13 protein-coding genes and 4 tRNA genes are annotated in these 13,361 nt (G+C 61.7%); 10 read left to right on the top strand and 7 right to left on the bottom strand.

The window, feature by feature from the left end; translation table 11 throughout:
• Positions 1–48: 48 nt before the first annotated feature.
• From ACUXV1_RS10635 to cysS, 4 genes are all read right to left on the bottom strand, one after another.
• Positions 49–1,698, bottom strand: a complete 1,650-nt coding sequence (locus ACUXV1_RS10635) for a hypothetical protein (RefSeq protein WP_203391087.1) — start codon at positions 1,696–1,698, stop codon at positions 49–51.
• 19 nt (positions 1,699–1,717) lie between these two features.
• Positions 1,718–2,644: a hypothetical protein gene (locus ACUXV1_RS10630; protein WP_043634309.1), complete on the bottom strand. Its 927-nt coding sequence runs from the start codon at positions 2,642–2,644 to the stop codon at positions 1,718–1,720.
• Between the two features lie 280 nt (positions 2,645–2,924).
• Positions 2,925–3,140 (bottom strand): 50S ribosomal protein L31, encoded by a 216-nt coding sequence (gene rpmE, locus ACUXV1_RS10625; RefSeq protein ID WP_043634312.1) that lies wholly within the window; start codon positions 3,138–3,140, stop codon positions 2,925–2,927.
• Between the two features lie 122 nt (positions 3,141–3,262).
• Positions 3,263–4,636, bottom strand: a complete 1,374-nt coding sequence (gene cysS / locus ACUXV1_RS10620) for a cysteine--tRNA ligase (protein ID WP_446015379.1) — start codon at positions 4,634–4,636, stop codon at positions 3,263–3,265.
• 154 nt (positions 4,637–4,790) lie between these two features.
• On the opposite strand from cysS, the gene ACUXV1_RS10615 reads away from it, so the two are divergent.
• The 3 genes from ACUXV1_RS10615 (at position 4,791) to ACUXV1_RS10605 (ending at position 7,119) form a co-directional block, all read left to right on the top strand.
• A complete protein-coding gene (locus tag ACUXV1_RS10615; RefSeq protein WP_052370376.1) occupies positions 4,791–5,408 on the top strand; it encodes a UPF0149 family protein in 618 nt (205 codons plus the stop codon).
• 141 nt (positions 5,409–5,549) lie between these two features.
• On the top strand, positions 5,550–6,371 hold the full coding sequence (locus ACUXV1_RS10610) for an undecaprenyl-diphosphate phosphatase (protein ID WP_081556040.1): 822 nt from the start codon (positions 5,550–5,552) through the stop codon (positions 6,369–6,371).
• A gap of 277 nt (positions 6,372–6,648) precedes the next feature.
• Positions 6,649–7,119, top strand: a complete 471-nt coding sequence (locus tag ACUXV1_RS10605; protein WP_048414591.1) for an NUDIX hydrolase — start codon at positions 6,649–6,651, stop codon at positions 7,117–7,119.
• A gap of 79 nt (positions 7,120–7,198) precedes the next feature.
• Here ACUXV1_RS10605 and ACUXV1_RS10600 read toward each other — a convergent pair whose 3' ends face one another.
• From ACUXV1_RS10600 to folD, 3 genes are all read right to left on the bottom strand, one after another.
• Complete coding sequence (locus tag ACUXV1_RS10600; protein ID WP_194426821.1) at positions 7,199–7,780, bottom strand: hypothetical protein; 582 nt, start codon at positions 7,778–7,780, stop codon at positions 7,199–7,201.
• Positions 7,781–7,788: 8 nt separating this feature from the next.
• Entirely contained in the window at positions 7,789–8,652 is an 864-nt protein-coding gene (gene purU, locus ACUXV1_RS10595; RefSeq protein ID WP_019100234.1) for a formyltetrahydrofolate deformylase, read from the bottom strand.
• A gap of 164 nt (positions 8,653–8,816) precedes the next feature.
• A complete protein-coding gene (gene folD / locus ACUXV1_RS10590; protein WP_043634333.1) occupies positions 8,817–9,668 on the bottom strand; it encodes a bifunctional methylenetetrahydrofolate dehydrogenase/methenyltetrahydrofolate cyclohydrolase FolD in 852 nt (283 codons plus the stop codon).
• Positions 9,669–9,896: 228 nt separating this feature from the next.
• On the opposite strand from folD, the gene ACUXV1_RS10585 reads away from it, so the two are divergent.
• The 7 genes from ACUXV1_RS10585 (at position 9,897) to ACUXV1_RS10555 (ending at position 13,193) form a co-directional block, all read left to right on the top strand.
• Positions 9,897–9,973: transfer RNA gene (locus tag ACUXV1_RS10585), tRNA-Pro, on the top strand.
• A 22-nt stretch (positions 9,974–9,995) separates the two neighbouring features.
• A tRNA-Arg gene (locus ACUXV1_RS10580) sits at positions 9,996–10,072 on the top strand.
• Between the two features lie 35 nt (positions 10,073–10,107).
• Positions 10,108–10,183, top strand: a tRNA-His gene (locus tag ACUXV1_RS10575).
• 48 nt (positions 10,184–10,231) lie between these two features.
• Positions 10,232–10,307: transfer RNA gene (locus tag ACUXV1_RS10570), tRNA-His, on the top strand.
• Between the two features lie 146 nt (positions 10,308–10,453).
• The gene (locus ACUXV1_RS10565) at positions 10,454–11,137 is read left to right on the top strand and encodes a GntR family transcriptional regulator (protein WP_043593865.1); all 684 of its coding nucleotides are present in this window, start codon (positions 10,454–10,456) and stop codon (positions 11,135–11,137) included.
• 134 nt (positions 11,138–11,271) lie between these two features.
• Positions 11,272–12,120 carry a pirin family protein gene (locus tag ACUXV1_RS10560; protein ID WP_446015378.1) on the top strand — a complete coding sequence of 283 codons (849 nt, stop codon included), beginning with the start codon at positions 11,272–11,274 and terminating at the stop codon, positions 12,118–12,120.
• Between the two features lie 212 nt (positions 12,121–12,332).
• Positions 12,333–13,193 carry a pirin family protein gene (locus ACUXV1_RS10555; protein WP_446015377.1) on the top strand — a complete coding sequence of 287 codons (861 nt, stop codon included), beginning with the start codon at positions 12,333–12,335 and terminating at the stop codon, positions 13,191–13,193.
• Positions 13,194–13,361 lie beyond the last annotated feature (168 nt).

Genomic DNA, 13,361 nt, shown 5'->3' with positions numbered 1-13,361 from the left:
GTCAATGAAAAACCCCCGCATTCATGAATAAATGCGGGGGTTTTCTTGCTAATGCGGATGAATACGCCGCAACAGCGCAAACATCATGTTCTGCTCGCGCGGCCGGGAGCCGTACCACAGCACCTCCCAGCCCGGCTCGGCAATGCCCTCGTCCTCAGAGCGCACCACCAGTTGGTAGTCGCAAGGCGAGGCGTTGCCCGCTGGATAGGACACCAGATCCAGGCCGGCGTAATAGCGCCAACTGATAAGCGCCAGCTGATTGCGGCTCTCGGTCGCCACGCAGGCGGCGTTGGCCGGCAGCGCCTTCATCATCCGCTCCACCACCGGCCGGTAGCTCTTGGCGGCGTCGAACCAAGGCAGCCACAAGGTCATGCCCAAGCCCCACAGCAGGGTCAGGCCCGCCGCCCAGTTGCTGATGGCCTGACGGCCGCGCAAATGTTTGCGCGTCAACGCCCACAGCCACACCAGGGTGGCGATCACCGCGCACACCGCAGCCAAGCTGGAGACATGGGCTTGGTAATACGGGCTGAAGTACTGGGCGCGCCCGGCCAGGCCCCGCGGCCAGCCAAAGTTCATCGCCGCCCAGCCCGACCACACCAGCAGAGCGAAGAAGCCGAAGGTCATCAGGCCGAACCAGTTGAGGAAGGCCGCCGCGCCGCGCTTGAGGTTGTCCAGCTCCACCGCCGCCAGCAAGGACAGCGGCAGCAGCAGCGGCATCGCGTAGGTCATATTGGGCCGGCTGGACAAGGTCAGCAGAATCAGCACCACGGCGAAGAACATCAGCGGCAGTTGTAAGCGCGCCTGATCCAGCCTCTCCCGGTTGCGGTACAGGGTCCAGCCGGCCAGCGGCCAGGCCGGGAACGCGAACCACAGGGCGTTCAGGCTGTAGTAGCCGAAGTCGTGAAACAGCTGCACCCGGCCGAAGCCGTTGAGCTGTCCCAGCGAGTAGTCGTTCCACCAGAGGCTGAACGCGTCCGGATGGCTCTTGGCCAGCGCCAGCGGCCACACCAAGGAGGTGGGCGCGGCGATCAACAACGCCAGCAGCACGGTGATTGCATACTGCTTGCTGCGCCAGGCGGAGAAAGCCGGCAGCAACAACACCACCATCCACAGCAACATCAGCTCCATCAGGCTGGCGCTGAGGAAGATCGCCGCGCTGGCCGCGCCCAGTAAAGCGCCGGCCATGCCGGGCGACCTCAGGGTTAAGGACAAGGCGTAGAAGGCGGCCGCGAAACCGGCGAAGCCGGCCACCACCGAGGTGAGCTGATGGCCGGTTTCCACCAGGCCTACGCAACCTATCAGCACCATCACCACGCTGCGGCCGTGACGGCGGCCGATCAGGTCGCGGCCGGCCATGCCGGCCAGCAACAAGGCCAGGGCCATGAACAAGGGCGTGGCCAGCCGCGCCGCGTCGTGCGGCGCCAACAACCAGGGAGACAGCAGCTTGACCATGATGGCCGCCACCCAATAGTACAAGGGCGGGCTATCCAGATAGGGCGCGCCTTGCACCGTGGGCAACAGCCAATTGCCGGTGTCCAGCATGCCCTGGACCGCCGCCAGCACGAAGGGTTCGTCCGGCTTCCATGGATCGTGGCCTATGATGCCCGGCCACAGCCAGACGAAACACAACAGCAGCAAGATCCACGGTTTTTCCGTGGGCTTGGCCAGAGTTTGGGATTGTTCCGAATAAGTGAGCATGAGTCTCGTTCAAACGGTTTCAATCGGCCGACGGCAATGCGCCGCGCAGCCGGGCGATCAGAATGCGCCAATCCACCTTGCGCTTGGAAATGGAATTGCGCAGTTTGTTGCGGCGGCGCTGGCGTTTATGTTCGGGATCGGCCTGTATCGTCTTCAAGCGCGACTCGTCCCAGGCGAATTCGCCGCAGTACTCGGCCTGACGCGCCACGTCCCATCCCGGTTCCATGCCGGCGAACACCTCCGCCAAGTAGAGCGGCGCCTCGTAACTGTAGTTCCAGTAGTGGTGCAGCGCATCCCCCAGCGCCAGCGGCTCGCGGCCGTCGCAGGCCACCAGCGACCAGGCCAGCTGCTCGGTCCAGTTGCGCGCTTCCACGCGCGGCAGCAGGAAGTCGTTGACGCGCAAGGCAGTTTCGAAGAAGGGCACCATGTCGGCGGAAGCGCCGACCACGCCGGCGTTCCACATCGCCAGGCCCCGGACGTCGGCCACCCCCATCTTGCGCAGCTCGGCGCCGTGCTTGTCCACCGCGGCAAGATAGTCCGGGAAGAAGCCGGGACCAAACACGCCTTCGTTGACGTGCATGCAGCTGGCCTTCCCCTCTTCCAGCCGGGCGAATAACTCGTCCGGCACGCGCAGCCAGCGGGTGTCGCAGTCCACGTACAGCACGGCGGTGCCCAGTTCGCGCGCCGCCTTCAACATCACTTCCAGCTTGATGCGGTGCACATAGTCGAACTGGCCGCGATAAGCTTGCAATTGCGCCCGGCTCAAGGTCTCCGTGCGGACCAGCGGGTGCGCGGGCACGCTGTCCGGCGCGTCGGTGTACACCATGATCTTCACGTCCTGCCGCTGCTGCTTCAGCAGCAAGTGCAACAGGCTCAACACGGAAAAGCGGGTCTGGTCGTAGTATTTCTTGCCGCCGTGGGACAGATAAACGATGTGGATCGCCATGGCCTCAACCTTGCAGATGTGGATACGCGCGCGGCCGGCGGGGATCTGCCAGGATCCTGCGCCGCCGGCGCGCCGGAATCATAGAGCCGGTTTACAATCTGCTGCGCGTCGGCGATAGGCCGTTGAAAACGCCTTCGAAATGCTCATGTACCGTGTGTACATTCCGCTTTCTCAGTCGTTTTCGCCTTGTCTCGCTCTTGCTCGCTAGACCGTCAACAGACTCTTATAGAAAAAAGGCAGCCTGGGCTGCCTTTTTCTGGGTGTCCAACTCGCTCCGCGCTTAGCGCTTGAAGAAGCCGCCGAACTTTTGGTTGAACTTGTCAACGCGACCGGCGGTGTCGACGATCTTCTGCTTGCCGGTGTAGAACGGGTGGCAGTTGGAGCAAACTTCAATGCCGAACGCGTCCTTGGACATGGTCGACTTGGTCACGAACTGGCTACCGCAGGAGCAGGTAACGGTCAGATCTTTGTAATTCGGGTGAATATCGGTTTTCATGTGTCTTCCTTTCAAATCGGGTACAGGGGATTTGCCTGTACTGCTTGCGAAACTATTGATTATCCGCGCTTTGCCGCCGCTTGACAAGTGCCAAATCCACTGTCAACCACGGCGGCGACCACTCAGGCGCGACGCCAGATGGTACCCTGTGCGCCGTCCTCCAGCACAATGCCCTTGGCGATCAATTCATCGCGGATACGGTCGGATTCGGCCCAGTTTTTGGCCGCGCGCGCGTCCTTGCGCGCCTGGATCAACGCCTCCACCTCCTCGGCCGTCAACTCGCCGGCGCTGACGCCGCCCTTGAGGAAATCTTCCGGGTCGCGCTGCAGCAAGCCCAACACGCCGCCCAAGTCCTTCAACAGGCGCGCCAGCCGCGGATCTCGGCTCTTGTTGACTTCGCCGGCCAGCTCGAACAGCACCGCCACTGCTTCAGAGGAGTTGAAGTCGTCGTTCATCGCCGCCTGGAAGCGAGCGGCGATCGGGTCCTTCCAGTCTATGCCGGCGGAAGCCGGCAGCTCCAGACCGCGCAAGGCGGTGTAGAGCCGGGTCAGGCCGTGCTTGGCGTCGGCGAGAATGCTATCGGTGTAGTTCACCGGGCTGCGGTAATGGCTGCGCACGATGAAGAAGCGGATCACCTCGCCGTCGAAATGGCCCAGCACGTCGCGAATGGTGAAGAAGTTGCCCAGCGATTTGGACATTTTCTCGCCGTCGACGTTGATGAAGCCGTTGTGCAGCCAGTAATTGACGTACTGATGACCGTGAGCGCCCTCGGACTGGGCGATTTCGTTCTCATGGTGCGGGAACTGCAGGTCCTCGCCGCCGCCGTGGATGTCGAAATGCTCGCCCAGATGGTGGCAGCTCATCACCGAGCACTCGATGTGCCAACCCGGACGCCCCGGCCCCCACGGGCTGTCCCAGGACGGCTCGCCCGGCTTGGCGGCCTTCCACAACACGAAGTCCAGCGGGTCGCGCTTGTGCGGGTCCACTTCCACTCGCTCGCCGGCGCGCAGCTTGTCCAGGGTGCGGCCGGACAGTTTGCCGTAGCCCTCGAACTCGCGCACAGCGTAATACACGTCGCCGTTGTCGGCGGCGTAGGCCTTGCCGTTGGCGATCAGCTTTTCAATCAAGGCCACCATGCCCGGCACGTGATGGGTGGCGCGCGGTTCGAAGGTGGGCGGCAACAGGCCCAGCGCCGCGGCGTCCTGATGCATCTCGGCGATGGTCTCTTCCACCAGTTGCTGCGGCAGAATGCCGCGCTCGGCGGCGCGCTTGATGATTTTGTCCTCGATATCGGTGATGTTGCGCACATAAGTGACGTCGTAGCCGGACGCGTTCAGCCAGCGGTAGATCACATCGAAGACCGTCAACATGCGCGCATGGCCGATATGACAGAGGTCGTACACCGTGATGCCGCACACGTACATACACACCTTGCCGGGCTCGATGGGTTTGAACTCTTCTTTCTGGCGGGTCAGGGTGTTATACACGGTCAACATGATGGAAACCTATTAGAGGTTGGGTCAAAAAAGAACAATTGTAACAGAGCCGTCAAGCCCTCCGCATCGCGATTGTAAAGCGCCGCGCGGCTGGCGATGCGCTTCGCCGCCAGATGGCGGATAATGGGCTTTTTCCCCCTAGCCCTGGTCCGCCATGAGCCATACCCCGCTTTCCGACGCCGACTACCAACGCCTGGCCGCCATCTTGAACCGCTTTCTGCCGCAGCAGGGCATGAATCTGGAACGCCTGGACGGCTTTTTCGCCGCCCTGCTCAGCGGTCCGGAACCAATCAAGCCAACCGAATGCCTGCCCATCATCATCGGCGAAGCCTTCGACGACGACTCCGCCTTTCCCAGCGACAAAGCGCTGGAACAGTTCGCCAAGCTATTGATGGGGCATTGGCTGGACATCTCCGCCGCGCTGCGCGAGAACGACGCCTTCCAACCCTGGCTGGAACAGGATGCCGCCGGCGAGCTGCACGGCAATGATTGGGCCGAGGGCTTCTCCGAAGGCATGCAGTTGCTGAACGAGGACTGGGGCCTGCTGTTCGATGACCCGGAACACGCGCCGCTGTTGGAGCCCATCCTGACCCTGGCTTTCGAACGCAATCCGGACCCGGAAGTGCAAGTTCCCGCGCTGACGCCGACGCAACGCGAGCAGTGCCTGTCCGCACTGTCAGAATCCGTGCATGGCATTCACCGCTTCTTCGCCGCCATCCGCCGGCGTCTGGAGGAAGAGGAGCAGGAACTGGAGCGCCGGCAGCAGCACTGAGAGCCCGTTCAAAGTCGCGCGCAAGAGCGAGGCAAGGCCTTGTAGGCTTTGGACAGGTTCGGATCCGGTCAACCAGTCCGCGGCGGCTACGTTGATAAGCAGACCGGCTCTAGCCGCTCACCCACCGCCACAGGACCCGTCATGAACCCTATCGAAGCCCTGCTGTTCGCCATCATCCAAGGCGTCAGCGAACTTTTTCCCATCAGCAGCCTGGGGCACGGCGTGCTGATTCCAGACTGGCTGCACTGGTCCATCAACCGCACAAGCCCGGACTTTCTGCCCTTCATGGTGGTACTGCATTTGGGCACCGCCGCCGCTCTGCTGCTCTATTTCCGCCGCGATTGGCTGAGGTTGATAGGCGGCTTCCTCAAGGCCGGAGGCAAAGCCAACAACCCGGAAGCCCGGCTCATGTGGCTGTTGATCGCGGGCACCATTCCCGCCGGCCTGCTGGGCCTGCTGTTGGAGAAACAACTACGCGCGCTGTTCGCCAGCGCCACCGCGGTGCTGATCTTCCTCAGCCTGAACGGCCTGCTTCTGCTGTGGGGAGATCGCCTGAAACGGAAACAATCCCACCTTGACCTGGACAAGCTGAGCTTGTCCGGCGCCATCAAGATCGGAGCCGGACAAGCCCTGGCGTTGCTGCCCGGCTTCTCCCGCTCGGGCGCCACCCTGGTGGCCGGCCTCGCTCACGGCCTGGATTACGCCTCGTCCGCGCGCTTCTCTTTTCTGCTGGCCACCCCCATCATCGCCGCCGCCGGCGTGCTGGAAGTGCCCAAACTGGCGCACAGCCAAGCTTCGGCGGGGCTGCTGCTGGGCTGCGGCCTGTTGTCCGGCGCATGCGCTTACGCCAGCACGGCTTTTTTGATGCGCTATTTCAAAAAAAGCGAGATCGAATCCTTGCGGCCATTTGGCTACTACTGCCTACTGGTGGGTCTGGGCGGCCTGCTGATCAAGCTGATTTAAGAGCCTGTTTACGATCTGTTGCGCTGTAGCGATACCGCAATACGTGGCTCACCGAGTGCGGCTTGCCTCCACTTAAGCAGCAAGATAGCAAGCACGCGCCAAATACTTCAATCCTGTTTTCCAAAACGAATACTATTGCAAAAAATTGCATTCTGATCATATATTTGAACAAATTATGAGCACAGCTTATTGGACTGATCGGTCTAGTGCTTTAGAATCGGATAAATAAGATCCAGGGCCACTCTCGATAGTGGCCCTAACTAATTTTTTTTGAAGAATGAGTGTTTTGGAAGAAAAAAGAAACGAGCGCCTGCCCGCGGACTTGGCCAGGCGCGCAACCGCCATTATCGAACTACCCGATGGCGTGCTGGTCACTGCGGCCAAAGGCGGCCGCTACAATCTTCCTGGCGGCAAGGCCGCCCGCGGCGAACTGCGCTCCCAGGCGCTGATCCGTGAAGTGCGGGAAGAAACCGGCTTGCGCATCAACTCCATGCTGTACCTGTTCGATCACATCACCCCGTTCAACGCGCACAAGGTTTACCTCTGCATTGCGCAGGGCCAGCCGCGCCCGCAGGGAGAGATCGAACGCATCGCGCTGGTATCGTCGCCGGACACCGATATGGATTTGTTCATCGAAGGCCGCGCCATCCTGCGCCGCTACGCTCGGCTACGCGGCGAGGTCACCGCCAAGGGCGACGCGCTGCGCGCGCTGCTGGGGCTGGCCCGCTATATCGCCAAGGTGGATTGAACCGCCTGAACGCATCGCGCCATGCAAAACAGGACATGCCAAGGCATGTCCTGTTGCTTTTCCAAGCCATCTTTCAGATTCAGATGTCGGTTGTAGGCGCCGAGCCCTCTACTCCGCGCGCGGTGTCGGCCACGCCGGCAGGCAAATCCACCCAGCCCGCCGCAGAACCCAGCGACAAAGCCCCGGCCAGCAGTACCATGGCCACCGGCGCGAACAACAATACGCCCAACGCCACCCGCAGCCGATGAATGCCGGACACCACGGCCAGCGCGTTGACCAGCACCAGGATGCCGAAGATGGACAGCACCGCGTTGACCGCCAGCGCCGCGTCGTCCGGCAACCAGCTGGTCAGCGGTTCAATGAACTGCAGACCGCTGGCCACCGCCACCAGGCCGAACAGCGAGCCATGACCGTCCCATTTGGCAAAACGCAGCCATAAACCGATGAAGCTGGCGAAACACAGGGTTTCCGCCAAGGTGAACAGCACCATGAACAGCATGCGCCCGGTCAGGTTGTTGCCCAGCTCGGCCGTGTCCGCGCTGGCCACCAGGCCCAGCGCGATCAGAAACAGCAGGGTCTGCCAGCGCGGATACTGATACTCGTCCAGGGGCTTGACCCGGAAGCGAAGCAAATCCACCACATCGTCAATCAGCAGGCGCATGTCCGCTCTCAGTCAAAGACTACCGTCTTGTTGTTATAGGACAGCACGCGGTTATCCATATGCCAGCGCACGGCGCGCGACAGCACCACCTTCTCCAGATCGCGGCCTTTCTGGATCAAGTCGTCCACCTCGTCGCGATGAGAAATGCGGGTGACTTCCTGCTCAATGATCGGGCCTTCGTCCAGATCCTCGGTCACATAGTGGCTGGTGGCGCCGATCAGCTTGACCCCGCGCGCAAAAGCGCGGTGGTAGGGCTTGGCTCCGTCGAAGGCGGGCAGGAAACTGTGATGGATGTTGATCACCCGGTCCGGATACCGCTCGACGAACTTGTGCGACAGAATCTGCATATAACGAGCCAGCACGATGAAGTCCACGCCGGCCTCTTCCAGCAAGCGGAACTGCTCGGCCTCGGCCTCGGCCTTATTGTCCTTGGTGACCTTGATCACATGGAAAGGGATGCCGTTGAACTCCACCAGCCTGCGGCAGGTTTCGTGGTTGGAAATCACCAGTGGAATCTCGCAGTCCAGTTCGCCGATGCGCCAGCGGTGCATCAGGTCCACCAGACAGTGCTCGTACTGCGACACGAAGATGGCCATCCGCGGCTTGCGGGTGGACAGCGATACTTTCCAGTTCATCGCGTGCTCGTCGGCAATCGGCTGGAAGGCGGCGGCGAAATTCTCCATCGGCAGGGTGAAACCGTTCACATCCCACTGCACCCGCATCAGGAACAGGTTTTCGCTGGTGTCCTGATGCTGGTCCGCGTGCATGATGTTGGCGTTGTAGGTCATCAGGAAATTGGCGATCGCCGCCACTAGGCCCTTCTTGTCCGGCGCGCTGATCAACAGCGTGGCCGACTGCTTGTCTTGACTCATGATCGGATTCTGCTTACTGCGAACTAAAACCGTCGATTTTACGATAGCCGGGCCGCCATCGTCTCGCTTTGTTTGCAAGCATTTGCCATCAAGCACGCCGATAAAACAAAAACGCCGCCGCCACGGCTGCGGCGACGGCGTTTTCGGCTGAACGAACGCGCCGTTCAAGCATGCATATTGGCGGAATCCAAGGTGTTTTGCAGCAAGGTGGCCACCGTCATCGGCCCCACGCCGCCCGGCACCGGAGTGATGAAGCCGGCGCGTTCGGCCGCCGAGGAGAATTCCACGTCGCCGCACAGCTTGCCGCTGTCCAACCGGTTGATGCCCACGTCGATCACCACCGCGCCCGGCTTGATCCATTCGCCCTTGACGAAGTTAGGAATGCCCACCGCCGCCACAACGATGTCGGCCGCGGCCACTTCAGCGGCCAGATCGGCGGTGGCACTGTGACACACCGTCACCGTGGCGCGCGCCAGCAGCATTTCCAAGGCTTGGGGACGGCCAACGATATTGGAGGCGCCGACGATCACCGCCTTCTTGCCCTTGGGATCAATGCCGTACTCTTCCAGCAGCGTCATCACGCCGCGAGGAGTGCACGGCCGCAGCAAGGGCATCTTGATCGCCAGCCGGCCCATATTGTAGGGATGGAAGCCGTCAACATCCTTTTTAGGATCGATGCGCTCGATCACCGCCTGCGGATCAATCTGCTTGGGCAGCGGCAGCTGCACCAGAATACCGTCGACATCCGCGTCGGCGTTCAAGCGATCAATGATATCCAGCAGTTCCTGTTGGCTGGTGCCGGCCGGCAAGTCGTAGGCCAAGGAACGGATGCCGGCTTTCTCGCAGGAGCGCTTCTTGCTGCCCACGTACACCGCGGACGCCGGGTCCTCGCCCACCAGAATCACCGCCAGCGCCGGGGCGCGCTTGCCCGCGGCCAGGCGCGCCTGCACGCCCTCGCCCACCTGGGCGATCAGTTTTTCCGCTACCGCTTTGCCGTCAATCAGTTGTGCTGCCATGGGCCGGTTCCATAAAGAAGCTGAAAAAGAAGGCGCATATTCTCGCATTTTTCGGCCACTTCCGAAATGCCGCTGCGCAACAAAACTTACTTAACATCAAGATAAATAAAGGGAACTACCACCTCCTCCGCCACGCGGCCAATATTGCGCCCCAGAACGGCCGCAATTTAATTGCAAACAGGTGTTGACAGCCTAAATCGCCATCCGTATAGTTGCGGTCTCTGTCGTCGGGGCGTAGCGCAGCCTGGTAGCGCACCTGATTTGGGATCAGGGGGTCGCGAGTTCGAATCCCGCCGCCCCGACCAGACGAGGCAAAACCCGACCTGAGCGCCCGTAGCTCAACCGGATAGAGCACCGGCCTTCTAAGCCGGGGGTTACAGGTTCGAGTCCTGTCGGGCGCGCCAAAGTAGTTGTGGTACAATGCAGTCGTTTTTCAGTGGTGGATGTAGCTCAGTTGGTAGAGTCCAGGATTGTGATTCCTGTTGTCGTGGGTTCGAGCCCCATCATCCACCCCACCCTATTTTAAGTTGCCGCCTCATGGCGTCGGCTCACCGCTTTCGGCGGTGGATGTAGCTCAGTTGGTAGAGTCCAGGATTGTGATTCCTGTTGTCGTGGGTTCGAGCCCCATCATCCACCCCAAATCTTAAAAAAAACCCGGCCAAACGCCGGGTTTTTTCATTTTTGCGACTCATAAGGTCAGTTTTGGGCCTTGTCTGACAGTTCAAGCTCCGTATAATCGAATACATTTGCATGACACCGCTTGACTGACGACGACACCCACCACCATGACCACCATGCAGCCGATCAAGCGCCAGACGCTCACCAGTGCCGTAACCGAATCCTTGCGCCAGCGCATTCTCTCCGGGGAATTCGCCGATGGCCAACAACTGCGCCAAGAGGCGCTGTCCAATGAATACGGCGTCAGCCGGGTGCCGGTGCGCGAGGCGCTGCGCCAACTGGAAGCCGAAGGCCTGATCCAGATCATCGACCACAAGGGCGCACTGGTGTCCAAGTTGTCGCTGGAAGACGTGCTGGAGCTGCTGGAAATCCGCGCGATGCTGGAGGGCTCGGTTCTCAAAGCCGCCATCCCCTGTCACACCAAGGCCGATCACGATCTGGCCCAGCAAACCCTGCGCGAATTCGAACAAGCGCTGCGCAACAACGACGTGCGCCACTGGGGCGAATTGAACTCTCGCTTCCATCTTGCGCTGTACCGAGCCGCCAAGCGGCCAAACACGCTGGCGCTGATCGAGCAACTGCACAATAAAACCGACCGCTACACCCGGATGCAGATCTTGTTCACCCGCACCATGGAACGGGCGCACGAGGAACACAGCAAACTGCTGGAGCTGTCACGCCAAGGCAAGGCAGATGAAGCCGCGGAATTCATCCGCTTTCACATTCTGTCCGCCGGCCACGCCCTGGAAGACTACCTGCGCAACCAAAGCCCGCAGAACGCCTTGAGCTGAAACCCGCCGCTCCGTCTTCAAATTATTTGAACCTGGCGCGCAATTCTTTGCGCTATCAAGCGCCATGGCGGCGCGTAATAATCCGATCATGCCAACCGCCGGACGCGAGTCCGGCCCCACAGGGAGACATGGTCATGCAACACTCTTTCATCAGCCGGGAAGCGGAGCGCCTGGTCGACGGCCAAGCGGTGACCGACGGCGCTGGCGTGCGCCTGCTTCGCGTGCTCACCGCCGATCTGCAGCGACGGCTGGACCCATTCCTGATGCTGGACGAATTCCGCTCCGACAATCCCGGCGATTACATTGCCGGCTTCCCCAGCCATCCGCACCGGGGCTTCGAAACCGTCACCTATATGCTGGCAGGCCGCATGCGCCACCGCGACAACGCCGGCAACGAAGGCCTGCTCGGACCCGGCGGCGTGCAATGGATGACCGCCGGCCGCGGCATCGTCCATTCCGAACTGCCGGAACAGGAAGACGGCCTGATGCACGGCTTCCAGCTGTGGCTGAACCTGCCGGCGGAACGCAAGCTGTGCGCGCCGTGGTATCGCGACATTCCCGCCGCCGAGATTCCAACAGCCCCGACCGACGGCGCGGCGCGGCTGATCGCCGGGCGTTGGCGCGGCCAGGCGGGCGCGGTGGAGCGGGAGCTCACCGAACCGCTCTATCTGGATCTGCATCTTGACGCCGGAGGCGAAGAGGCGCTGGAGATACCCTCCGGCCACAACGCGTTCATCTACGTCTACCAGGGCGAGGTCGCCGTCGGTGCGCAGCAACGCGGCGTCAAGGCAAGGCAGATGGCGGTGCTGGACAATCGCAACGGCGGCAACGGCGTCAGCGTTCACGCCGAGATCGACAGCCGCTTGTTGCTGATTGCCGGCAAGCCCTTGGGCGAACCCATCGCCCAGTGGGGGCCGTTTGTGATGAATACCCGCGAGCAAGTGGAAGAAGCCATAGCTGATTTCCGCGACGGACGTTTCTAAGAACCTGTTTACGATCTGCTGCGCGTCGGTGATACGGCGTTGAAAACAACTTCGAAATGCTCATGTACCATGCGTACACCCCGCTTCCTCAGCTGTTTTCGCCTTGTCTCACCTTAGCTCGCGAGATCGTAAACACGTCCTAAGAACCCGTTCAAAGTTTCGCGAGCGAGACTTGAACACCCCCTAAACGCAACTCATTGCCTGGAGCCGCCATGCCGCTGCTTACTCAAACCATCGTCAGTCTGGACCGCGACATCGGCTTTCCGGTGCGCCGCCTGTTGCCCACCCGCCAGGCGCGCCGGGTCGGCCCCTTCGTGTTTCTCGATCACATGGGTCCGGCCCATTTCGCCGCCGAAAGCAGCGCTGGCGATGTGCGGCCCCACCCTCACATCGGCCTGGCCACCGTCACCTATCTGTTCTCCGGCGCGATGATGCACCGCGACAGCCTGGGCACGGTGCAGCGCATCGAGCCCGGCGCGGTCAATCTGATGACCGCCGGCAGCGGCATCACTCACTCCGAGCGGGTGCCGGCCGACATCCGCCAGCAAGGCGTGGCGGTGGAAGGCATGCAGCTGTGGCTGGCGTTGCCGGACGAACTGGAAGAATGCGACCCCGCCTTCGCCCACTATCCGGCCGAGGATTTGCCGCGCTGGAACCAGGCCGGGGTGGAATTGAATCTGCTGATCGGCGCCGGCTGGGGCCGGCTCTCGCCGGTCGCCTATCCGCTGCCGGTGTTCTACGCCAGCGCCGTCATGCCTGCCGGCGCGCGGTTGACGCTGCCGGAAGGCGTGGACGAACTAGCCGCCTATGTCGCCTCCGGCGAGTTGGACGTGGATGGCGCCGTGCTGGGCTCCAATCAGTTGGGCCTGCTGCGAACGGGTCAAGGCGGCGAACTGCTCGCGCTCAGCGACAGCCGGGTAATGCTGCTAGGCGGCACGCCGCCGGCCAGCCCGCATTATCTGGACTGGAACTTCGTGTCCAGCAACCGCGATCGTTTGGCTCAGGCGCGCGCGGACTGGATTGCGCAGCGCTTTCCGATGGTGCCGGGGGAGACGGAGTTCATTCCCCTGTGAGAACCTGTTTACGATCTACTACGCTTCGGCGATACCGCGTTGAGAACGTCTTCAAAATGCTCATGTGCCGTGTGTACATTCCGCTTTTTCCGCCGTTTTCGCCCTGTCTCGCCCTGTCTCGCCCTGTCTCGCCCTGTCTCGCCCTGTCTCGCCCTGTCTCGCCCTGTC

The sequence above is a fragment of the Chromobacterium sp. W521 genome, assembly GCF_052805975.1.
This window is presented reverse-complemented; position numbering and strand designations above follow the sequence as displayed.